The sequence below is a fragment of the Stutzerimonas sp. CXK-1 genome, from assembly GCF_057738225.1.
In genome coordinates this window covers 2,818,084-2,837,779 of sequence record NZ_CM173217.1, presented here as the reverse complement: position 1 = coordinate 2,837,779, position 19,696 = coordinate 2,818,084, and the positions used below count along the sequence as shown (strand labels likewise).

Genomic DNA, 19,696 nt, shown 5'->3' with positions numbered 1-19,696 from the left:
GCCGGCGGGCATCAGTGGCCGCCGGCTCCGGTTTGCATGTTCTGTGGCAGGCCTCGGGTCAGCATCACGGCGACCATGCTGATCGCCAGCGCGATGCCGACGAAATGGAAGGCATCGTTGTAGGCCATGATCATCGCTTGCTGGTGGGTGATCTCGCTGAGCCGCCCCAGCGCCGCCTGCTCGCTGCCCAGTTGCCGGGTCAGCGTCGCCAGGCGCTCGGCGACGGCCGGGTTGGTCGGCACCAGGGCTTCACGCAGGTAGTCGAAATACACCTTGCTGCGGCTGTCGAGCAGGGTGGCCAGCAGGGCGATGCCGATGGCACCGCCCAGGTTGCGCAGGATGTTGAACAGGCTGGATGCCGAGCCGGCGTCCTGCGGTTGCACATAGGCCGTGGCGATCAGCGAGACGGTGACCATGATCATCGGCTGGCCGAGGGCGCGGATGATCTGGATCGGATGGAACTGGTCGCCGGCGAAATCCGGATTGAGCGCGCCGGAGGCGAAGCTGGACAGGCCGAACAGCGCGAAGCCCGCGGCACACAGCCATTTCGGCGCGATCACCTTCATCAGCTTCGGGACAAACGGGATCAGGAACAGCTGCGGGATACCCATCCACATAATCACCTGGCCGATCTGCAGCGCGTTGTAATGCTGGATTTGCGCCAGATACAGCGGCAGCAGATAGATCGAGCCGTACAACCCGAGGCCCATGCCGAGGCTGGCGATGCTGGTCAGGCCGAAGTTGCGCTCGCGCAGAATGCCGAGGTTGATCAGCGGATTGGGGCGTGACAGCTGCAGGATCACGAACAGGATCAGGCTCAGCAGGGCGACCACACCCAGCTCGACGATCAGGCTCGACTCGAGCCAGTCCTTGCGGTGGCCTTCCTCGAGAAACACCTGCAAGCAGCCCAGCCCCATGGCCAGCGTGACGATGCCGGCATAGTCGGTGCGCTTGAGCAGTTCCCAGTGCGGCGGCTTTTTCTCAAGGCCATAGAGCAGGCCGGCGATCATCAGCAGCCCGGGCGGCACATTGATGTAGAAGATGTATTCCCAGCCCCAGCTCTCGGTGAGCCAGCCGCCCAGCGTGGGGCCGATCGAGGGCGCAAAGGTCGCGGTGATGGCGAACAGTGCCATGCCTTTGGCGCGGTGATGCTCCGGCAGCTTGATCAGCGTGAGGGTAAAGGCCAGCGGAATCAGTGCGCCGCCGGTGAACCCCTGCATCGCGCGGAACACGATCATGCTTTCGAGATTCCAGGCGAAGGAGCAGAGCAGGGACGAGATCAGGAAACCGACCGACACCCAGACGGCCAGGCGACGGGCGGACAGCAGCTGCACCAGCCAGGCGGTCAGCGGGATCATGATGATCTCCGCGACGAGGTACGACGTGGAAATCCACGAGCCTTCCTCGAGGGTGGCCGAGAGCGCGCCCTGGATATCCTTGAGCGACGAGTTGGTGATCTGGATATCCAGCACCGCCATGAAGGCGCCGAGCATGGCGCTCATCACGGCGATCCAGTCGCGACGACTGGGTTCGCCCTCGGGGCGGATCAGCGCATCAGCGGCCACGGAGATCGACCTTCACGTCCACCGACATCCCGGGGCGGATGCGGCCCTTGAGCGGATTGTCGGGCGCGAAGGTGAGCTTGACGGGAATGCGCTGGACCACCTTGGTGAAGTTGCCGGTCGCATTGTCCGGTGGCAGCAGGCTGAACTGCGCACCGGATGCCGGGAACAGACTCTCGACGCGACCTTCAATGGGCGTGTCGGGAAAACTGTCGAAGGTCAGTTCTGCCGTCTGGCCTTCGTGCATCCGGCCGATCTGGGTTTCCTTGAAGTTGGCCTGCACCCAGATGTCCTCGTCCGGCACCACCGACATCAGGTAGGCGCCGACCGACACGTATTGCCCGGCGCGTGCGGAGCGCTGGCCAACGATGCCGCTGATCGGCGAGCGGATCTCGGTGCGCCCGAGGTTCAGCTCGGCTTGCTCGATCTGCGCGCGCGCGCTGCCGATCAGTGCCTGCAGACGCTGCACCTCGGCTTCAAGGGTGTCGACCTGCTGACGCTGGGCGCTCAGGTCCGCCTCGGCCTTCTGCCGTTGGGAGCGGGCCACGCGCGCGTCAGCCGACAGGGTGGTCACGCGTTCTTCCGAGACGAAGCCGGGCTTGCGCAGGGCTTCGACGCGCGAGAGGTCGAGCTGGCTGCGCTCGAGATTGGCCTGGGCCGCCGCCAGTGCCGCCTGGCTGGCGGCGATCAGGCTGTTCTGCTGGGTCAGACGGCTGCGCGCCTGGGCGAGTTCGGCCTCGTGGATCGCCAGGTTGGCGCGCGCCTGCTCCAGCGCCAGACGGAAATCGCCAGCTTCGAGCGTCACCAGCAGATCTCCGGGTTCGACGTGCTGATTGTCCTCGACATGCACCTGTTCGATACGGGCGGCCAATTGGCTGGAGATGCGGGTGATCTCCCCTTGCACGTAGGCGTTGTCGGTGTGCTCGTAGTGCCGGCCGACGAAGTACCAGTGCGCGAAGAAGGCGGCGGCCGCCAGCAGGACAATGGCGACGAACAGAAACAGTCGGCGTTTCAACTTGGCGGGCATGGAAGGCTCGTTGCCGTGAAGGTCGGCCAGGCAATCTAGCAGCGTTCCGTCCGAGAAATAAGCCGTTACAATCGCGAAACTTTGTTGCACTCAAGGAACAATCATGGGGTTGGATGACGCGCTGATCTTTGTCCGTGTGGTCGAGACGCACAGCTTTACCCAGGCTGCGCTGGGCCTGGGCATGCAGAAATCCACGGTCAGCCGGCGCATCGTGCAGCTCGAGGAGCGTCTCGGCGTGCGGCTGATCAACCGCACCACTCGACGGCTGCGCCTGACCGAGGTTGGCGAGGCGTACTACGAACGCTGCCGGCAGATCCTCCTCGACTTCGCCGAAGCCGAGCGGGCGGTCATGCAGCTGCAGCAGGCGCCGGCTGGCCTGTTGCGCATCAGTGCGCCGATCGAGTTCGGCCAATGGGTGCTCGGGCGCGTGGTCGGTGCGTTCATGCGGCAGCATCCGCAGATCACTGCCGAGGTCGAGCTGGCCTCGCGCTCGGTCGATCCGGTGGAGGAGGGCGTCGATATCGCCATTCAGGTCGGCCCGCCGAACGAGGCGACGCTCGTCGCGCGCAAGCTGTTCGAGACCCGGCGGCGGCTTTGCGCGAGCCCCGCCTACCTGGCCGAGCATGGCATTCCCACCTGCGCGCAGGCGCTGGTCGAGCATCGCGCGATCGGCCTATCGCACGATCCGGCGCGCTACTGGCCGGTGCGCGAGCGCAACATTCCCTGTCGCCGGGTGCTGACCTGCAACAACATCACCTTTGCCCGTGAGGCCGCGCTTGCCGGTGCCGGCATCGCGGCGCTGCCGCGGATGATCACCGAGCGCGAGGTGCGAGCCGGGCAATTGATCGAATTGCTGCCGGAGACCGAGCTGCCGACCAGCGACATCTATGCGGTCTACCCGTCGCGGCGCTTTCAGGCGATGAAGGTCAAGGCCTTTCTGGATTTCCTCATGCAGGCGCTGCCGGTTACGGACGGTCGCTTGGTGGAGCCGGAAGAGGCGCGCCTGCTAACATCGCGGCTTTATTCGCGCTGACCAGCCGGCTGACTGGTCGCCGTGTTTCATTCGTGGCCTGCTTCGAGACCAACATGACCACCGTTCGCACCCGTATCGCGCCGTCACCGACCGGCGACCCGCATGTCGGCACCGCCTACATCGCGCTGTTCAATCTGTGTTTCGCCCGCCAGCACGGCGGCCAGTTCGTCCTGCGTATCGAGGACACCGATCAGGTGCGCTCGACTCGCGAGTCCGAGCAGCAGATCTATGATGCGCTGCGCTGGCTGGGCATCGAGTGGGACGAGGGGCCGGATGTCGGCGGTCCGCACGGGCCCTACCGGCAGAGCGAGCGCGGCGCGATCTACAAGCGGTATTCGGACGAGCTGGTCGCCAAGGGGCATGCGTTTCCGTGCTTCTGCAGCGCCGAGCGCCTGGATCAGGTGCGCGCCGAGCAAATGGCCAACAAGGAAACCCCGCGCTACGACGGCCACTGCATGCACATCGCGGCGGAAGAGGCGCAGCGTCGCATCGCCGCCGGCGAGTCGCACGTGGTGCGCATGAAGGTGCCGAGCGAAGGCGTCTGCGTGGTCAAGGACATGTTGCGCGGCGAGGTCGAGATCGGCTGGGACCGCATCGACATGCAGGTGTTGATGAAGGCCGATGGCCTGCCGACCTACTTCCTGGCCAATGTGGTCGACGATCACCTGATGGGTATCACCCACGTGCTGCGCGGCGAGGAGTGGCTGCCGTCGGCGCCCAAGCTCCTCAAGCTCTACGAATACTTCGGCTGGCAAGCGCCGGTGAACTGCTACATGCCGCTCTTGCGCAATCCGGACAAGAGCAAGCTGTCCAAGCGCAAGAACCCGACCTCGATCACCTTCTACCAGCGCATGGGCTTCCTGCCACAGGCGATGCTCAACTACCTCGGGCGCATGGGCTGGTCGATGCCGGACGAGCGGGAGAAGTTCACGCTCGACGAGATGATCGCCAGCTTCGATATCACCCGCGTTTCGCTGGGGGGACCGATCTTCGACCTGGAGAAGCTCTCCTGGCTCAACGGACAGTGGTTGCGCGAGCTCTCGGTGGAACAGTTCGCCGCCGAAGTGCAGAAGTGGGCCTTCAATCCGGGCTACCTGATGCAGATCGCCCCGCACGTGCAGCAGCGTGTGGAAACCTTCAGCCAGATCGCGCCACTGGCGGGCTTCTTTTTCTCCGGTGCATTGCCGCTTGACCCGGCGCTGTTCGTCCACAAGAAACTCGACGAGACCCAGGTTCGCCAGGTATTGCAGCTGGTCCTGTGGAAGCTCGAGGCGCTGCGGCACTGGCAGAAGGACAACATCACCGGCTGCATCACGGCAGTGGCCGAGCACCTCGGACTGAAGCTGCGTGACGTGATGCCGCTGATGTTTGCCTCGATCACCGGCCAGGCCAGCTCGGTGTCGGTGCTCGATGCGATGGAGATTCTCGGCCCGGACCTGACGCGCTTCCGTCTGCGTCAGGCGTTGGAGTTGCTTGGCGGCGCCTCGAAAAAGGAAGCCAAGGAGTGGGAAAAGCTGCTGGCAGCGATCGCCGGCTGAAGCGGCTCGGCGGCCGTCATTTCGGCGGCTGCCGTTCGTCGTGGTAAGTGATTGTTCCTAATGCCAAAAATTCTTCGTCAACGACGGATAATTGTGTTGACACCGCCCAGGGGCGCCCCTAATATGCGCCCCGTCCTCGAGTTGGGGCTATAGCTCAGCTGGGAGAGCGCTTGCATGGCATGCAAGAGGTCGACGGTTCGATCCCGTCTAGCTCCACCAAACTCGATGAGATTTGCCACCAGCCCGTGTTGACGGGTTGCGTAGAAGGGATTGCGTCCCCTTCGTCTAGTGGCCTAGGACACCGCCCTTTCACGGCGGTAACAGGGGTTCGAGTCCCCTAGGGGACGCCACTTTCCAGCCGCACCGCCCAGGCGTTGCGCTCGTCGGAAGACGTTAAGTTCGGGGCTATAGCTCAGCTGGGAGAGCGCTTGCATGGCATGCAAGAGGTCGACGGTTCGATCCCGTCTAGCTCCACCAATTTCCACGCGCTTCGGCTCCTTGCCGGACCGTATCGAAGGTTACGTCCCCTTCGTCTAGTGGCCTAGGACACCGCCCTTTCACGGCGGTAACAGGGGTTCGAGTCCCCTAGGGGACGCCATTTTTTAGCCCGCCTTGGGCACTCAGGGGTCATCTCTCGCGAGATGGCCCTTTTGTTTTTCTGTCATATGGTTTTCGGCTGCCGTCCGGTCCTGCGTGAGCAGGCGCCGTCGCGCGCACGCGGCGGCATGACGGCGGGCGCTGGCGGAACGGCGGCATGCCGGACGTGTCGGAGTTTGAGCAGCCTGGGGCGCCGTAATGGGTGCAGACGCGTGACAAAGCGCGTCGCTCGGGTTCTCATGCTGCGAATCTTGATTGGGAGATCTGTCATGAGCTGGGATAGGGAAGGGGCCTACGTCATCGATGTCCAGGTGTCGGCAGAGCACATCGACGAGCTGGGTCACGCCAATAACGCCGTCTATGTGTCCTGGCTGGAGCGCTGCGCCTGGAGTCATTCGCAGAGCCTGGGGCTGGGCATCGAGGATTATCGGCGGCTGGACCGTGCGATGGCGGTGCTGCGGCACGAGATCGACTATCTGGCCAGTGCATATGAAGGTGACCGGCTGCAGCTGGCCACCTGGATCTGCGAATCGGATCAGCGTCTGCGCATGAAGCGCCAGTTCCAGCTCGTTCGCCCGGCCGACGGGGCCACGCTGCTCCGCGCGCAGACGACCTTCGTCTGCATCGAGTTATCCAGTGGAAAGCCGAAGCGCATGCCCCCCGAGTTCGTCGAGGGGTACGGCAAGGCGCTGGTCGAGCCCTATCCCCTCGAGCTGTGAGGGCTGTCAGCCGCCCTGTTCGGGTCTGCGAACGTCGGACTCACGGCGCTCTTCGGCGTCCTCGCGCCACTGCTCCTGGACTTCTTGCTTCATCTTCGGATCGGCTTGATGCTTGCCATCGTAATGCGTGTCGTCGCCCATCTGCTGCTGGGTGTTGTCGTGAGCGTTCTGCGGGTCTTTCGCATGCGGCTGCATATGGTCGTCGGCGGCTGCGTTGACGGCGATGCCGCCCGCGAGCAGGGTGCCGAACAGAAGTGACGTCAGCTGCGTTGGTTTCATGCCAGCCTCCACATATGTCGAAAAGAATCGGAACTGCGCCTAGTAACGACCCCCGGTCGAGCATCATCGTTCACCTGGTGAGGCGGCCATGAGCGCACACCAGCGCAAGATCATCCACGTCGATTGCGACTGCTTTTTCGCCGCCATCGAGATGCGCGACGACCCGACGCTGGCACAGCGTCCGATCGCCGTCGGTGGCGCGGCGGATCGGCGTGGCGTGATCGCGACCTGCAATTACGAGGCGCGGGCCTTTGGCGTGCGCTCGGCGATGGCTTCGGCCCATGCGCTGCGGCTGTGTCCCGACTTGCTGATTCTGCGGCCGCGCATGGATGTCTACCGCGAAGCCTCGCAGGAGATTCACGGCATCCTGCGCAGCTACACCGATCTCATCGAGCCGCTGTCGCTGGACGAGGCCTACCTCGACGTCTCCGCGTGCACGCAGTTCGGCGGCAGCGCCACGCGCATCGCCCAGGACATCCGTCGGCGCGTCTGGCAGCAGTTGCGCATCACGGTGTCGGCCGGGGTCGCGCCGAACAAGTTTCTCGCCAAGATCGCTAGCGACTGGAACAAGCCGGACGGCCTGTTCGTCATCACTCCCGCCGAGGTTGGGGCCTTCGTCGCCAGCTTGCCGGTCAAGCGCCTGCATGGTGTTGGGCGGGTCACGGCGGAAAAGCTCGATCGCCTGGGTATTCGGACCTGTGCCGACCTTGGGCAATGGAGTCGGCTGGCGCTGGTGCGCGAATTCGGCGCTTTCGGTGAGCGCCTCTGGGGGCTGGCACAGGGTATCGACGAGCGTCCGGTTCAGGTCGAGCGCAGGCGCCAATCGGTCAGCGTCGAGCAGACCTTCGACCGCGACCTGCCCGACCTGGCCGCTTGCGAAGCGCAACTCGCCGAATTGTTGGCGCAGCTCGAGCGGCGGATCGCCCGGCTGGAGGCGGACTACCGGCCGGGCAAGCCATTCGTGAAGCTGAAATTCCACGATTTTACCCAGACGACCGTCGAGCAGGTTGGCGTCGGCGCGACGCTCGAAGGCTTCACCTCCCTGCTGGCGGGCGCCTACGCCCGCGGCGAACGGCCCGTGCGGCTGATCGGCATAGGCGTGCGTCTGAGCAGCCGACGCGAGCAGGTCGAGCAACTGCGTCTGTTTTGATCCCGACGAAGCGCACTCTCGGCACGCTTCGTGCTGCCGATAGCGAAAGAAGTGTGACGGTGCGCATATTTTGATGCGCGACATCGGCGCACAGGCAGACGACGGTATTTGGACACCCTCAACCATTGTTGTTAAAGTCCCGTCGCCACTGATGGCAAATTGATATCGGTCATTGTTAGCCGTTCTTCAGCTGAACGCGCAGTGGCTTGTGGGCAAGGGGAGCCGGTGAGTGGGGCTGTTTTCGAGAAAGCGTGATAGCCGGGCGGCGGGGTTGCTCGGCCTTGAGAGCAGCCCGCACGGCATGAGCCTGGCGCAGGTTCTGCGCGAAGCAGGCGCGCCGGCGCAGTTGCGTCTGTGCCAGTACCACGCCGCCGACACTGCCGGTCAGGTTGAGTTGCTCAAGCGGCTGGTCGCTGAACACCGCCTCGAAGGCGCGGCAGTCAACGTGCTGCTACATCCCTCCGAATACCAGATGTTCCTCCTGGAGGCGCCCGAGGTGCCCGCGGCCGAGCTGCGCGACGCCATGCGCTGGCGCGTCAAGGATTTGATCAGCGAGTCGCTGGAAGAGGTCATCGTCGACTGCTTCTCGCTACCCGAAGACGCCTACCGCGGACGCAACCGCATGGTGTACTGCATTGTCTTCAGCAAGCCGCGCATGCAGCACTACCTGACGCTCGTCCGGCAGGCCGGCCTGCACTTGCAGAGCATCGATATCACCGAAATGGCGTTCCGCAACCTGGGGCTGCTGGCCGGCGCCGGCAGCGTCAACCTTGCGCTGCTGCGCCTGCGCACCAGCGAAGGCCTGATCAGCGTGCAGAACGGCGCCGACATCTATATGGCCCGGCGTATCGAGAACGGTCTGGCGCGCGCGGCGCAGGACCTCTCCGGGATGACGCTGGAAATCCAGCGCTCGCTCGATTACTTCGAAAGTCAGCTCGGCAAGGGTTACATCAGCCGACTCCTGCTGCTGCCGATGAAGCAGAACGGCGAGGCGACCTTTCAGGCGCTTTCCACGGGCCTGGCCGTCAATCTGCAGCGGCTCGACCTGCGCGAACTATTCGCCGGCCAGACCGAGGCCGACCTGCCGGAAGCCACGCAGGCCTTCTGCATCGGCGCCGTTGGCGCGGCCCTGCGTCAGGAAGTGCAGTGATGCAGAACGTCAACCTTTTCCAGCAGGAGCAGCGCCGTCACGGCGGGCCGAAGCCGCGTCAGATGGCGCTCGGCTTGGCTTTGCTGCTGATCGGCGTAGTGCTGCACGGCGGCTGGTCCGCCTGGCAGTGGCATGCTGCCGGGCAGGCCGCGGAGCGGGCCCAGCAGCTGGCCGAGGCCGAACAGGCGCGACTCGCACAGTTCAAGGCCAGTTACCGCGAACCGGTGCTCGACCCGCAACTGCCCAAGCAGCTCGCCGAGCGCGAGGCGCAGAACGGTCAGCTGCTGCAGCTTGCCGAGTATCTCGGCAAGCTCGATGCCGAGCGTGCCGAAGGCTTCGTGCCGATCCTCACGGCGCTCGCCGACCGCCACCCGCCGACCGGCCTGTGGCTGACAACGATCCAGCTGCGCGCCGGCGGTCATGACATGAGCCTGAAAGGGCAGAGTCGCGATCAGGAGCTGCTTCCGCTCTATCTGCAGAGCCTCGGCGTGAGCCCGGCCTTCGCCGGCCGCGAGTTCGCCCGCTTCGACGTGCAGCGCGACGAACGCCAACTGCTCGAATTCACCCTCTCCTCACATGCCGGAGCAGACGATGGCGAATAGCTCCCTTGCTGCGCTGATGCTGCGGTGGCGAGCGCTCGCCCCACGTGAGCAGTGGCTGACCTATGCGGTCGGCCTGGCGCTGCTCGGCCTGCTCTACCTGCTGACGGTAGTCGATCCGCTGACCGAGCGCCGCGAAGCTCTCGACGCCGGGCGCCGCCAGGCCGAGGCCAGCCAGCTGGAAGCTCAGGCGAGCCGGCGCGAACTCGAGGCGAAACTGGCCGCCGACCCCAACCGGCCTTATCGCGAGGCGCTGGACAAGGCGCAGCTGGAACACGAGGCGCTGTCGCAGCGTATCGACGCGCAGACCCGTGCACTGGTTTCGCCGGCGAAGATGAAGCTGTTGCTGCAGGACCTGTTGCGCAATCAGCCGAAGCTGCGTCTGGTCGAGCTGGAGAGTTTCACCGCGCCGCTCCAGCCGCCGGCTGCCGAAGCCGAAGCGGCCGGCGAAAGCAAAGCCGCCGCGGCGGTCAGCTTTTATCGCCACGGTCTGCGGCTGCGCCTGGAGGGTGGCTACTTCGACCTGCTGAATTACCTGCAGGCGGTGCAGGCCTCCGGTTGGCGGCTGCACTGGGACAGCCTCGACTATCAGGTCGAGGAGGCCGGCCCTGCGCAGGCGCGGATCCTTATCGAGTTGCATACCTTGAGTCGCCATGCGGGGTGGGTCGGTGTCTGATCGCGTTCGAATCTTCTGCCTGCTGCTGGTCTGCTTTGCCGGTGATGCCCAGGCCATCGATCCGACGCTGCCAAGCGCCGATCCGCTGCGTGTCGAGGCGGGCGCCGCGCCTGCCAGCGAGGTCCTGCAGCTGCAGGCGATCCTGCGCCTGCCGGGCGCGCCGCGCGCCGTAGTCAATGGTCGCTCGTTGAAGATAGGCGAGCGCCTGGGCGATGCCCGTGTACTGAACATCTATTCGAATTCCGTCCTGATCGAGCGCGAGGGCCGTCGTGAAACGCTGCGCCTCGCCGTCCCGGTCGCCACTCCGAGCAAGCCATGATGTCGATTATCAAGCCACGCCTTGGGCTGCTGAGCCTGATCTGCCTGCTGAGCGCCTGTCAGACCTTCAAGGACGGCGACCGACAGCTCTACGAGCAGAGCGACCGCCTGTTCAAGGAGAGCCTCGAGCAGACTCAGGCCAAGGTGGCGCCGCCGGCGTCGGTCCAGGCTGCACTGATTCCGCCGCTGGCACTCGACGCGCCGGTGCAGGCCGGGCCGCGCTTCGATGTCGCCGCCAACGACATGCCGGCACGCGAATTCTTTCTCAGCCTGATGGACAGCGCCGGGCAGAACCTGCTGGTACATCCCGAGGTGACGGGCAACATCACCTTCAGCCTGCGCAACGTCACCCTCGAGGAAGTGCTCGCGGCAGTGCGCGACAGCTACGGCTATGACTTCCGCCGCACGAGCTACGGCTACCAGGTCCTGCCCAATCGCGTGGTCACGCGCACCTATGACCTCAACTATCTCAACCTGCAGCGCCAGGGCATGAGCGATACGCGGGTCAGCTCCGGGCAGGTCGCGGTCAGCGACAACACCGGCACCGCCGCGACCGGAACCACCACCAGCACGACCTCGTCCACGGTCAACGCCAGCCAGTTGCTGACCACCAGTAATGTCGATTTCTGGGGCGAGGTGCGTGAAGTCGTCGCGATGATGATCGGCGGCGAGGAAGGCAACAGCGTGGTGGTCAACCCACAGGCCGGGCTGCTCGTGGTACGTGCACCGGCAAGCGACCAGCAAGCCGTCGAGCACTTTCTCGAACAGGCACAGCGCAACCTGCAGCGCCAGGTGATCCTCGAGGCGAAAATCCTCGAAGTGAATCTCTCCGATGGCTTCCAGGCGGGCATCAACTGGTCGCAGCTGGGCAGCTTCGGCAACGCCGACATCACCCTCGGGCTGCAGGGCGATGCCCTCGCTGGCGCGCAGGGCATCGGTGGCGTATTCAGCGCCATCGTGCAGAACGGTGACTTCACCGGCGTGCTGCAGCTGCTCGAGACCCAGGGCGACGTGCGCGTGCTGTCCAGTCCGCGCGTGTCGACCCTGAACAATCAGAAAGCGGTGATCAAGGTCGGCACCGACGAATTCTTCGTCACCGACGTGTCCACCACCACCACGACGCTGGCCGGCGGCACCACCGCCCCGGATCTGGACATCACCCTGACGCCGTTCTTTTCCGGGATCTCGCTCGACGTGACGCCGCAGATCGACGAAAACGACCAGGTCACCCTGCATGTCCGGCCCACCGTCAGCCGGGTCCAGGACCAGAACAAGACCATTCAGCTCGGTAGCGACGACAACGTCTTCAACCTGCCGCTGGCGCTGTCGACCACGCGCCAGTCCGACTCGATCGTGCGCGCACGCAGCGGACAGGTCGTGGTCATCGGCGGCCTGATGGAAAACCGCAACACCAATACCGACGCCAACGTGCCCTGGGCATCGAAGCTGCCGGTGGTTGGCGCCCTGTTCCAGCAGCAGCGCAAGGCGCTGCAGCAGACCGAACTGGTGATCCTGCTGCGCCCGCAGGTGATCGATGACCGCGTCTGGCTCGATGACCTGCGCAAGAGCGCCGAGTCGTTCAATCAGGTGGTGAGGTAAGCCCGTGTACGAGGCGTTCTTCGGCCTGCGCGAGAAGCCGTTCGCGCTCACGCCGAACACTGGCTTCCTGGTGCAGCTGGCGCCCTATCAGGCGTGCCTCAACCTGCTGCGCGTCGCGCTTGCCGAGGGCGAGGGCTTCATCAAGATCACCGGCGAGGTCGGCACCGGCAAGACGCTGCTGTGCCGCGCGCTGCTCAACGAGCTGGACCCTTCGCGCTACCAGCTCGCCTGGTTGCCCAACCCGTCGCTCAGCCCGCTGGCGCTGCGTCAGGCGCTCGCCCATGAGTTGCACGTGCCTGACGTCGAGCAGCTGGACACCCACGGGCTGCTCGCCGCGCTGCATGCCCGGCTGATCGAGCTGGCTGGCGAGGGGCGCAGCACCGTCCTGCTGATCGATGAGGCACAGGCGCTGCCAGTCTCGACGCTGGAGGGGCTGCGCCTGCTGACCAACCTGGAAACCGAACAGAGCAAGCTGCTGCAGGTGGTGCTGTTCGGCCAACCCGAACTCGACCAGACGCTGGCGCGCCAGGACCTGCGTCAGCTGCGTCAGCGCATCACCTTTTCCTATGCGCTGCGACCGCTGGATGTGGCCGATGCGACGCGCTATCTCACCGAGCGCCTCGCGGTGGCGGGCTATCGCGGCGAGCCGCTGTTCGAATGTTCGGCGGTGCGCCTGCTGGTGCAGGGCAGCCGTGGCATTCCGCGGCTGCTGAACATTCTGGCCAACAAGTGCCTGATGGCCGCCTTTGGCGAGGGCAGCCGATGCGTGGGCGTTCGCCATGTGCGCCGCGCGCTGGCCGATACCGAGGGCAGCGCTTTGCCGCAGGGCTGGTCGCGGCATCTGCGCTGGCCGTTGGCGGTGGCCGCCTCGCTGGCTGCGCTGGTCGGCGCCTGGCCATGGCTTTCGCAACTTGGCGAGGTGCTGCCATGAGTCTGGTCAACGACATGCTGCGCGATCTCGAAGCGCGCCGGGCGGCGCCGACCGAGCGCGAACGTCTGGACGGCATGCACGCGGTCGACGAGAGCGCCGCGCGGCGGCGCGAGCGTCATGCCCGGTTCAGACGCTGGGGCTTGCTCGCCACGGGCGCGCTGATGCTGGCTCTGCCGGTCGCCTGGCTCGTCGGTGGGCGCCTCGAGGCCCCCGAGCCTCCGGCGCTGGTTACGCCGGTAGTCGCCGTGCCGAGTGAACCCGCCGACGCGGCGGTGCCGGTTGCCGGCAATCGCCTGCTCGAGGTTCTGCCGCAGAACGAAGGCACGCGTTTTGTCCTGCAATTGCTGCTTGAGCGCTCGGTGAGTTACCAACGCGTCGACCAGCAGGGCTTCGTCAGCCTGCGCCTGCCGGGCGTCGAGATGGCCGGCGAGCCGCGCAGCGGGCGAATCGAGCGCGAGGGGCAGAGCCTGTCCTGGCGGGTCGAGGCGCGGGGAGCGGATGTCGAAGTCGTGCTCATGGGCCTGGGCGACCGGCTCGACGTGCGTGATCGTCTGGAAATGGCCGGCGATCGCTGGCAGCTGTGGCTCGACGTGCCACTGACCGGCACCCCCGAGGCCAGCACCGAAGCCGAGCTACCGGTGGCCGAGGAAAGTGCCGAAGCGGTGCCGCAACTGCCCGAGTGGGTGACCCGGCCGGCGCCGGTCGAGCAGGGGTCATCGCCTGCACCGCGGCCGATGGACGAGCAGGCGCCTGCGGTCAAGACCGAGGCACGCCCCGTCGAGCCGCGGGTCGCGATTGATAGTCACCGACCGGCGCCGCTTGAGCAGGCGCGCGCCGCGCTCGAGCGCGGTGACCTGCCGCAAGCGATCACCGAGCTGGAAGCGCTGCACAAGGCGCGGCCTAAGGACGGCGAGGTGAGCCGCTGGCTGGCCAGGGCGTATCTGGCGGCCAATCGCTCGGATCGTCTGCTGGCCTGGCTGCCCGGTGTGCTGCAGCAGCACCCGCAGGACAGCGAGCTGCGCATGCTGCTCGCACGTGGCCAGTTGCAGAGCGGCGATCAGCTCGGCGCCATCACCACCCTGAAGGGCAACCTGCCGCCGGTGCAGCGCGACGCCGCCTACCACGCACTGCTGGCCGCGCTTTACCAGCAGGTCGGCGAGTGGGGTGCAAGCGCCGATACCTATCGCCGGCTGGTCGCCCTGCGGCCGGCGCAGGCCACCTGGCAGCTCGGTCTGGCCATCGCGCTCGAGCAGCTGGACCAGCCGGCGCAGGCCGCTCGCCATTATCGACTCGCGCTGCAGGGCCAGGGGCTGGATGCCGACGCCCGCCGTTTCGCCACCGAGAGGGCCGGTGCCCTGGGAGGTATCCGATGACCGTACTCGACAACCGCCAGCGCAAGATTCGCCTGGGGGACCTGCTCGTTCAGGCCGGGCTGATCAGCGAGGAACAGCTGCAGCTTGCCCTGCAGGACCAGAAACGCACCGGCTCCAAGCTCGGCCGCACCGTGCTCGACCTCGGCTTCATCGACGAAGGCCGGCTGCTGCGCGCGCTCTCAGAACAGCTGCAGATCCCCTTCGTCGAACTCAAGCACTACAAGTTCGACAACGGGCTCACCCAGAGCCTGCCCGAGGCGGTGGCCCGGCGCTTCCGCGTGATCGTGCTGTCGCGCCATGCCGATGGCGTGCTGGTGGGCATGACCGACCCGCTGGACCTGTTCGCCCAGGACGAGATGGAGCGCCTGCTCGGCAAGCGCGTCTACCCGGCGGTGGTGCGTGAGAGCGAGTTGCTCGGCGCGCTCGACCAGCTCTACCGGCGCACCAGCCAGATCGCCTCGCTGGCCGGCGAACTCGAAGGCGAGCTGCAGGAAAGCGACTTCGACCTGGCGCGGCTGGGGGCTGAGAGCAACAGCGATGCGCCAGTGGTGCGCTTGCTGCAGACGCTGTTCGAGGACGCGGTGCAGATGAAGGCCTCGGACATCCACATCGAGCCGGACGAAGGCGTGGTGCGCATCCGCCAGCGTATCGACGGCGTGCTCAATGAGCAGGTGATGAAGGAGCACCGAGTGGCCTCGGCACTGGTCATGCGCCTGAAGATCATGTCGGGCCTGGACATTTCCGAGAAGCGCCTGCCGCAGGACGGACGCTTCAACATCCGGGTGAAGAACCGCAGCCTCGACGTGCGGGTCTCGACCATGCCGGTACAGTTCGGCGAGTCGGTGGTCATGCGCCTGCTCGACCAGAGCGGGGCGATGTTCCAGCTCGACGGAACCGGCATGCCACCGGTCATACTCGAGCGCTTCCGCCGCCTGCTGCAGCGTCCGCACGGCATGGTGCTGGTCACCGGCCCGACCGGCTCGGGCAAGACCACCACGCTCTATGCCGGGCTTTCCGAGCTGAACAGCCCGGAGAAGAAGATCATCACCGTCGAGGACCCGGTCGAATACCGGCTGCCGCGAGTCAATCAGGTGCAGGTCAACGCCAAGATCGACCTGACCTTCGCCCGCGTGCTGCGCGCCGCGCTGCGTCAGGACCCGGACATCGTGCTGGTCGGCGAGATCCGCGACCAGGAGACCGCCGAGATCGGCCTGCGCGCCGCACTGACCGGCCACCTGGTGCTCTCCACGCTGCACACCAATGACGCCCTGACCTCGGCCATGCGCCTGATCGACATGGGCGTCGAGCCTTTCCTTGTCGCCACCGCCCTCAATGCGGTGCTGGCTCAGCGGCTGGTGCGCCGCGTGTGCGAGAACTGCATGGAGGACGACCGGCCCGATCCGCGTCAGCTGGCCTGGCTGCAGGCGCTGCACGACGCGCCGCTCAGTGACTACCGCTTCAAGCGTGGCAGCGGCTGCCACCACTGCCACAACTCCGGCTATGCCGGTCGCGTCGGTGTCTACGAGCTGCTCGAACTCGATGAGCCGATGGTCGCCGCCCTGCGTCGCGGTGATCCGCAGGACTTCGCCGAGGCCGCGCGCCAGCAGCCGCACTATCGGCCGCTGGCCGCCTGCGCGCTGGATTATGCGATCGCCGGCGTGACCAGCATCGAAGAGGTGCTCAAGGTCTGCGCCACCCTGGCGGACGACGAGGTGACCGCGTGAACAGCGCGCCAGTGCCGCGCCGCCTGGGTGCCGTTGTGAGCTTCCAGGGTCTGACCCAGGCGCTCCCCGCCATTCCCGTTGGAGCCAGCTTGCTGGCGAACCCGGGGTGCCTGGCCGCGGAGAGTCTTCGCGAGTGGGCGCGCACCTGCGGTCACGGCGGAGGGAAGGCCTGATGCCGGCGTTCCATTACACCGGGCGGAATGCTCAGGGCGCCAAGGTCAGCGGCGCGCTGGAAGGCGCCAGTGCCGATGCAGTCGCGAGCGAGCTGCTGGCTCAGCAGATCACCCCGCTGACCATCGAAACAGGCCCGCTCGACAGCGGTGCTGGCGATGTCCTGGCGGTGCTGCGCGAGAAGCTGCGGCGCAAGCGCGTCGACCTGGACGAGCTGATCATTTTCAGCCGGCAGATGTACAGCCTCAGCAAGGCTGGCGTACCGATCATCCGCGCCATCGGCGGGCTGGCCGAGTCCAATCGCAACCTGTATTTCCGCGAAGTCCTGCAGGATGTGCGCGCCAGCCTGGAGAGCGGCCAGTCGATGGCCGTGGCGCTCAACGCACATCCCAGGGTGTTCAACAGCCTGTTCGTCAGCATGGTCAGCGTCGGCGAGAACACCGGCCAGCTCGACCAGGCCTTCAAGCAGCTGTCGGCCTACCTCGAGCTCGAGCGCGAGACGCGCAAGCGCATCAAGCAGGCCACGCGTTATCCGATCTTCGTGCTGGTGGCCATGGGCGTCGCGCTGGCAGTGATCAACCTGCTGGTGATCCCGGCGTTCGCCAAGGTGTTCGCCCAGTTCCACGCCCAGTTGCCATGGGCCACGCGGCTGCTGATCGGGACCTCGAACTTCATGCGCGACTGGTGGTGGCTTTTGCTGCTCGCCCTCGTCGGCAGCCTCTACGCCTTCATCAAATGGAGCGAGACCGACGCCGGTTCGCTCAAGTGGGACCGCATCAAGCTGCGCCTGCCCATCGTCGGCGGCATCTTCGAGCGAATCGCCCTGGCGCGCTTCACCCGCACCTTCTCGATGATGTACCGCGCCGGCGTCCCGTTGCTGCAGACGCTGTCGATCAACAGCGCGAGTGTCGGCAACCGCCACATCGGCCAGGCCATTCTTGGCATCCGCGAAAGCGTCGAGCGCGGCGAAGCGCTGACTCGCTCGGCATACAACTCCGGTCTGTTCACGCCACTGGTCCTGCAGATGATGGCCGTGGGCGAGGAAACCGGCGCACTCGATGACCTGTTCATCGAAGTCGCCGACTTCTACGAGCAGGAGGTGGACTACGACCTCAAGCAGCTGGCCGACGCCATCGAACCGATTCTCATCGTCTGCATGGGCGTGATGGTGCTGATTCTGGCGCTGGGCGTGTTCCTGCCGATGTGGGAGCTGGGTGCGGCGGCGCGGGGCGGGGCATGACGCTGGTGCTGGATGCCCGAACGGCGCGCCAGTTCGGCTGGCGCTGGGCCTGGCTGGTACTGACGGTCACGCTGCTGGCCGGGGCGCTGCCCATCGCCTGGCGCGCCCTGCAAGTCAGCGAGGCGCGCGCGATGCAGGCCACGCGAGACAACCTGGCGCTCGGCCTTGCGGCACGCGCAGCGGAGGAGGTAGTGGCCGGACATGCACTGGATCGTCAGTGGCTGGCTGCCGACCCGTTCCGCCAGCTGCGCTGGCAGCCGGACGACTATTGCGGCGAGCTGGCCGATGGCGAGCGGCCGCGCCGGGGCTGCTGGCACTACCTGCCGCAAAGGGGCTGGGTGCTGTACCGCAGCCGTTTCCAGAGCGGTGCGTGGACGAACGCAATACACGGCTACGCGCTGCGACGCGTGCCGGCCAAAGCAGTAGCGGGCTTACGGGACCGGGACGGGGTCGTGAGCCTGGAGCTAGAACCCGTCCCGGCCGGGCAACTGGCGAAATGGATGTCAGCTATCGAGGAGCAAGCAAGACGATGAAAAAAGACAAGGGGTTCACCCTGATTGAACTGGTGGTGGTGATCGCCATTCTGGGGATTCTGGCGGCGGTCGCACTGCCTCGCTTCATGAATGCCACGAAGGACGCGCATCGTTCGGCGGTTGCTGGGACCGCAGGCGCGCTGGGCTCGGCGGTCGCGCTCGTCCATGCGCAGTGGGAACTCAATCGCGCCAAGGGCGTGACCACTCCGGAAACGAACGTACAAGGCTTCGGTGAGGGCAATGTCGATGTCAATGCCGCCGGCTGGCCGGTGAATACCGAAGGCACCGCGCTGCACTGCACCAATGTCTGGCTGAACGTGTTGCAGGGCTCGGTTCCGACCATCGGCGGCTCCGACCCGGACTACGTGGCCAGCAAGAACAGTGGCAATACCGTTTGCACCTACACCTACCAGCGTGACGGCGGCGACGACGCCATCACCTACGACACCACCACCGGCCAAGTGGCCTTTACCTTCAACTAAGCGCGTTCCGGAGAATGCATATGAAAAAGCAACAAAGTGGTTTTACCCTGATCGAGCTGATCATGGTGATCGTAATTCTGGGGATTCTGGCGGCGTTTGCCTTGCCGCGGTTTGCGGATTTCGGTGGCGATGCGCGGGTTGCGGCGATGCAAGGCATGGCCGGCGCCGTGAAGTCGGCGGCTGCAATCGCCCATTCACAGGCTCTTATTACCAAACCGGTCGCCAATAAGATCACGCTTGAGGGAACGTCAATCGATATGACCGGTACTTACCCCGCAGCAACACTCACCGGCATTGCAAGCGCAGCCCAGCTCGACACTAACGGTGCTGATTACAAAGTGACTGCAAGTGGAGACACATTGACCGTCACTTCTAACGCAAACGCTGCTTGTAAATTTACTTATAAAACGAACTACACAGCCGCTATCCAAAACGATCCGGCATTAGATGCCGCTCCGACGATTACAGCGACCGAATTGACAAAAGCAAACTGTAATTAACGGTCGTCTGTCCGAGTCATTGGCACAAGGTCGCACAACCAAATGCGGAGCGAACACGGCTTCACCCTCGTCGAGCTGATCATGACACTCGTCATCATCGGCATCCTCGCCGCTGTGGTGGGGCCGCGTTTCTTCGATCGAAAGGTGTTCGACGAACGCCTGTTCTTTGAAGAGACGGTCTCGGCCGTGCGCTATGCGCAGAAGCTGGCCCTGGCCAGCGGCTGCCTGACCCAGGTCAGCCTGGGCGCGGGTGGCTATCGTCTGCGCCGAGCGGCGAACTGCACTTCGGGCGGCTTCAGCGCCGAAGTGCAGGGGCCGGACGGCCAGACACCCTTCGCCAACACCGAAGTGCCTGCGGGCGTTTCGGTGTCGACGACCAACTTTCCTGTGGTGTTCGACTCGCTGGGGCGTCCCTCCGGCGCGGCGAGTGCCACCATCGGTGCGTTCACCTTCAGCGTGACGGCCGAAACCGGGCTGGTGCAATGAAGCAGCAGC

20 protein-coding genes and 4 tRNA genes are annotated in these 19,696 nt (G+C 65.5%); 21 read left to right on the top strand and 3 right to left on the bottom strand.

What is annotated here, in order from left to right; genetic code table 11:
- Window positions 1-11: 11 nt before the first annotated feature.
- Both AC0KXH_RS13375 and AC0KXH_RS13370 read right to left on the bottom strand, forming a co-directional pair.
- Window positions 12-1,565 (bottom strand): MDR family MFS transporter, encoded by a 1,554-nt coding sequence (locus AC0KXH_RS13375; protein WP_043221189.1) that lies wholly within the window; start codon window positions 1,563-1,565, stop codon window positions 12-14.
- On the bottom strand, window positions 1,555-2,589 hold the full coding sequence (locus AC0KXH_RS13370; RefSeq protein ID WP_312941039.1) for an HlyD family secretion protein: 1,035 nt from the start codon (window positions 2,587-2,589) through the stop codon (window positions 1,555-1,557). The genes AC0KXH_RS13375 and AC0KXH_RS13370 overlap by 11 nt, the downstream gene beginning before the upstream one ends.
- A 103-nt stretch (window positions 2,590-2,692) precedes the next feature.
- Here AC0KXH_RS13370 and AC0KXH_RS13365 point away from each other — a divergent pair, with 103 nt between their 5' ends.
- The 7 genes from AC0KXH_RS13365 to AC0KXH_RS13335 all read left to right on the top strand — a co-directional run bounded on the left by AC0KXH_RS13365 (window position 2,693) and on the right by AC0KXH_RS13335 (window position 6,476).
- Window positions 2,693-3,622: a LysR family transcriptional regulator gene (locus AC0KXH_RS13365; RefSeq protein WP_043221184.1), complete on the top strand. Its 930-nt coding sequence runs from the start codon at window positions 2,693-2,695 to the stop codon at window positions 3,620-3,622.
- A gap of 53 nt (window positions 3,623-3,675) precedes the next feature.
- Window positions 3,676-5,160 carry a glutamate--tRNA ligase gene (gene gltX, locus AC0KXH_RS13360; RefSeq protein WP_061337086.1) on the top strand — a complete coding sequence of 495 codons (1,485 nt, stop codon included), beginning with the start codon at window positions 3,676-3,678 and terminating at the stop codon, window positions 5,158-5,160.
- A gap of 143 nt (window positions 5,161-5,303) precedes the next feature.
- Window positions 5,304-5,379, top strand: a tRNA-Ala gene (locus AC0KXH_RS13355).
- A gap of 55 nt (window positions 5,380-5,434) precedes the next feature.
- Window positions 5,435-5,510 (top strand) — tRNA-Glu (locus AC0KXH_RS13350).
- A gap of 51 nt (window positions 5,511-5,561) precedes the next feature.
- A tRNA-Ala gene (locus AC0KXH_RS13345) sits at window positions 5,562-5,637 on the top strand.
- Window positions 5,638-5,682: 45 nt separating this feature from the next.
- Window positions 5,683-5,758 (top strand) — tRNA-Glu (locus AC0KXH_RS13340).
- Window positions 5,759-6,026: 268 nt separating this feature from the next.
- The gene (locus AC0KXH_RS13335; RefSeq protein ID WP_041106916.1) at window positions 6,027-6,476 is read left to right on the top strand and encodes an acyl-CoA thioesterase; all 450 of its coding nucleotides are present in this window, start codon (window positions 6,027-6,029) and stop codon (window positions 6,474-6,476) included.
- Window positions 6,477-6,482: 6 nt separating this feature from the next.
- Here the strand turns inward: AC0KXH_RS13335 and AC0KXH_RS13330 are convergent, their stop codons facing one another.
- Entirely contained in the window at window positions 6,483-6,755 is a 273-nt protein-coding gene (locus AC0KXH_RS13330; RefSeq protein ID WP_061337087.1) for a hypothetical protein, read from the bottom strand.
- A gap of 88 nt (window positions 6,756-6,843) precedes the next feature.
- On the opposite strand from AC0KXH_RS13330, the gene dinB reads away from it, so the two are divergent.
- The 14 genes from dinB (at window position 6,844) to AC0KXH_RS13260 (ending at window position 19,687) form a co-directional block, all read left to right on the top strand.
- Window positions 6,844-7,905 carry a DNA polymerase IV gene (gene dinB, locus AC0KXH_RS13325; RefSeq protein WP_061337088.1) on the top strand — a complete coding sequence of 354 codons (1,062 nt, stop codon included), beginning with the start codon at window positions 6,844-6,846 and terminating at the stop codon, window positions 7,903-7,905.
- A 229-nt stretch (window positions 7,906-8,134) separates the two neighbouring features.
- The gene (locus AC0KXH_RS13320; protein ID WP_488223539.1) at window positions 8,135-9,055 is read left to right on the top strand and encodes an MSHA biogenesis protein MshI; all 921 of its coding nucleotides are present in this window, start codon (window positions 8,135-8,137) and stop codon (window positions 9,053-9,055) included.
- A complete protein-coding gene (locus AC0KXH_RS13315) occupies window positions 9,055-9,657 on the top strand; it encodes a PilN domain-containing protein (RefSeq protein ID WP_488223538.1) in 603 nt (200 codons plus the stop codon). The genes AC0KXH_RS13320 and AC0KXH_RS13315 overlap by 1 nt, the downstream gene beginning before the upstream one ends.
- Window positions 9,647-10,330, top strand: coding sequence for a type II secretion system protein GspM (locus AC0KXH_RS13310; protein WP_313305541.1), 684 nt, complete (start codon window positions 9,647-9,649; stop codon window positions 10,328-10,330). Before AC0KXH_RS13315 ends, AC0KXH_RS13310 begins: the two co-directional genes overlap by 11 nt.
- Window positions 10,323-10,649 (top strand): Type II secretory pathway component, encoded by a 327-nt coding sequence (locus AC0KXH_RS13305; RefSeq protein ID WP_242411543.1) that lies wholly within the window; start codon window positions 10,323-10,325, stop codon window positions 10,647-10,649. The genes AC0KXH_RS13310 and AC0KXH_RS13305 overlap by 8 nt, the downstream gene beginning before the upstream one ends.
- Entirely contained in the window at window positions 10,646-12,247 is a 1,602-nt protein-coding gene (gene mshL / locus AC0KXH_RS13300) for a pilus (MSHA type) biogenesis protein MshL (RefSeq protein ID WP_043221171.1), read from the top strand. The genes AC0KXH_RS13305 and mshL overlap by 4 nt, the downstream gene beginning before the upstream one ends.
- Window positions 12,248-12,251: 4 nt before the next feature.
- Window positions 12,252-13,178, top strand: a complete 927-nt coding sequence (locus tag AC0KXH_RS13295) for an ExeA family protein (protein ID WP_488223537.1) — start codon at window positions 12,252-12,254, stop codon at window positions 13,176-13,178.
- Window positions 13,175-14,551 (top strand): tetratricopeptide repeat protein, encoded by a 1,377-nt coding sequence (locus AC0KXH_RS13290; RefSeq protein WP_278470983.1) that lies wholly within the window; start codon window positions 13,175-13,177, stop codon window positions 14,549-14,551. The genes AC0KXH_RS13295 and AC0KXH_RS13290 overlap by 4 nt, the downstream gene beginning before the upstream one ends.
- Window positions 14,548-16,275, top strand: a complete 1,728-nt coding sequence (locus AC0KXH_RS13285) for a GspE/PulE family protein (protein WP_488223536.1) — start codon at window positions 14,548-14,550, stop codon at window positions 16,273-16,275. Before AC0KXH_RS13290 ends, AC0KXH_RS13285 begins: the two co-directional genes overlap by 4 nt.
- A gap of 172 nt (window positions 16,276-16,447) precedes the next feature.
- The gene (locus AC0KXH_RS13280) at window positions 16,448-17,686 is read left to right on the top strand and encodes a type II secretion system F family protein (RefSeq protein WP_312571781.1); all 1,239 of its coding nucleotides are present in this window, start codon (window positions 16,448-16,450) and stop codon (window positions 17,684-17,686) included.
- Window positions 17,683-18,219 carry a hypothetical protein gene (locus AC0KXH_RS13275; protein ID WP_488223535.1) on the top strand — a complete coding sequence of 179 codons (537 nt, stop codon included), beginning with the start codon at window positions 17,683-17,685 and terminating at the stop codon, window positions 18,217-18,219. The genes AC0KXH_RS13280 and AC0KXH_RS13275 overlap by 4 nt, the downstream gene beginning before the upstream one ends.
- Window positions 18,183-18,701: a type II secretion system protein gene (locus AC0KXH_RS13270; RefSeq protein WP_277870003.1), complete on the top strand. Its 519-nt coding sequence runs from the start codon at window positions 18,183-18,185 to the stop codon at window positions 18,699-18,701. Before AC0KXH_RS13275 ends, AC0KXH_RS13270 begins: the two co-directional genes overlap by 37 nt.
- Before the next feature lie 20 nt (window positions 18,702-18,721).
- Window positions 18,722-19,201 carry a prepilin-type N-terminal cleavage/methylation domain-containing protein gene (locus AC0KXH_RS13265; protein WP_488223534.1) on the top strand — a complete coding sequence of 160 codons (480 nt, stop codon included), beginning with the start codon at window positions 18,722-18,724 and terminating at the stop codon, window positions 19,199-19,201.
- A gap of 42 nt (window positions 19,202-19,243) precedes the next feature.
- Window positions 19,244-19,687 carry a pilus assembly FimT family protein gene (locus tag AC0KXH_RS13260; protein ID WP_200628994.1) on the top strand — a complete coding sequence of 148 codons (444 nt, stop codon included), beginning with the start codon at window positions 19,244-19,246 and terminating at the stop codon, window positions 19,685-19,687.
- Window positions 19,688-19,696 lie beyond the last annotated feature (9 nt).

Coding starts and splice junctions, on each gene's coding strand:
- AC0KXH_RS13370 (WP_312941039.1), bottom strand. CDS start 2,589: ATGCCCGCCAAGTTGAAACGCCGACTGTTTCTGTTCGTCGCCATTGTC.
- AC0KXH_RS13365 (WP_043221184.1), top strand. CDS start 2,693: ATGGGGTTGGATGACGCGCTGATCTTTGTCCGTGTGGTCGAGACGCAC.
- gltX (WP_061337086.1), top strand. CDS start 3,676: ATGACCACCGTTCGCACCCGTATCGCGCCGTCACCGACCGGCGACCCG.
- AC0KXH_RS13335 (WP_041106916.1), top strand. CDS start 6,027: ATGAGCTGGGATAGGGAAGGGGCCTACGTCATCGATGTCCAGGTGTCG.
- AC0KXH_RS13330 (WP_061337087.1), bottom strand. CDS start 6,755: ATGAAACCAACGCAGCTGACGTCACTTCTGTTCGGCACCCTGCTCGCG.
- dinB (WP_061337088.1), top strand. CDS start 6,844: ATGAGCGCACACCAGCGCAAGATCATCCACGTCGATTGCGACTGCTTT.
- AC0KXH_RS13315 (WP_488223538.1), top strand. CDS start 9,055: ATGCAGAACGTCAACCTTTTCCAGCAGGAGCAGCGCCGTCACGGCGGG.
- AC0KXH_RS13310 (WP_313305541.1), top strand. CDS start 9,647: ATGGCGAATAGCTCCCTTGCTGCGCTGATGCTGCGGTGGCGAGCGCTC.
- mshL (WP_043221171.1), top strand. CDS start 10,646: ATGATGTCGATTATCAAGCCACGCCTTGGGCTGCTGAGCCTGATCTGC.
- AC0KXH_RS13290 (WP_278470983.1), top strand. CDS start 13,175: ATGAGTCTGGTCAACGACATGCTGCGCGATCTCGAAGCGCGCCGGGCG.
- AC0KXH_RS13285 (WP_488223536.1), top strand. CDS start 14,548: ATGACCGTACTCGACAACCGCCAGCGCAAGATTCGCCTGGGGGACCTG.
- AC0KXH_RS13280 (WP_312571781.1), top strand. CDS start 16,448: ATGCCGGCGTTCCATTACACCGGGCGGAATGCTCAGGGCGCCAAGGTC.
- AC0KXH_RS13275 (WP_488223535.1), top strand. CDS start 17,683: ATGACGCTGGTGCTGGATGCCCGAACGGCGCGCCAGTTCGGCTGGCGC.
- AC0KXH_RS13270 (WP_277870003.1), top strand. CDS start 18,183: ATGGATGTCAGCTATCGAGGAGCAAGCAAGACGATGAAAAAAGACAAG.
- AC0KXH_RS13265 (WP_488223534.1), top strand. CDS start 18,722: ATGAAAAAGCAACAAAGTGGTTTTACCCTGATCGAGCTGATCATGGTG.
- AC0KXH_RS13260 (WP_200628994.1), top strand. CDS start 19,244: ATGCGGAGCGAACACGGCTTCACCCTCGTCGAGCTGATCATGACACTC.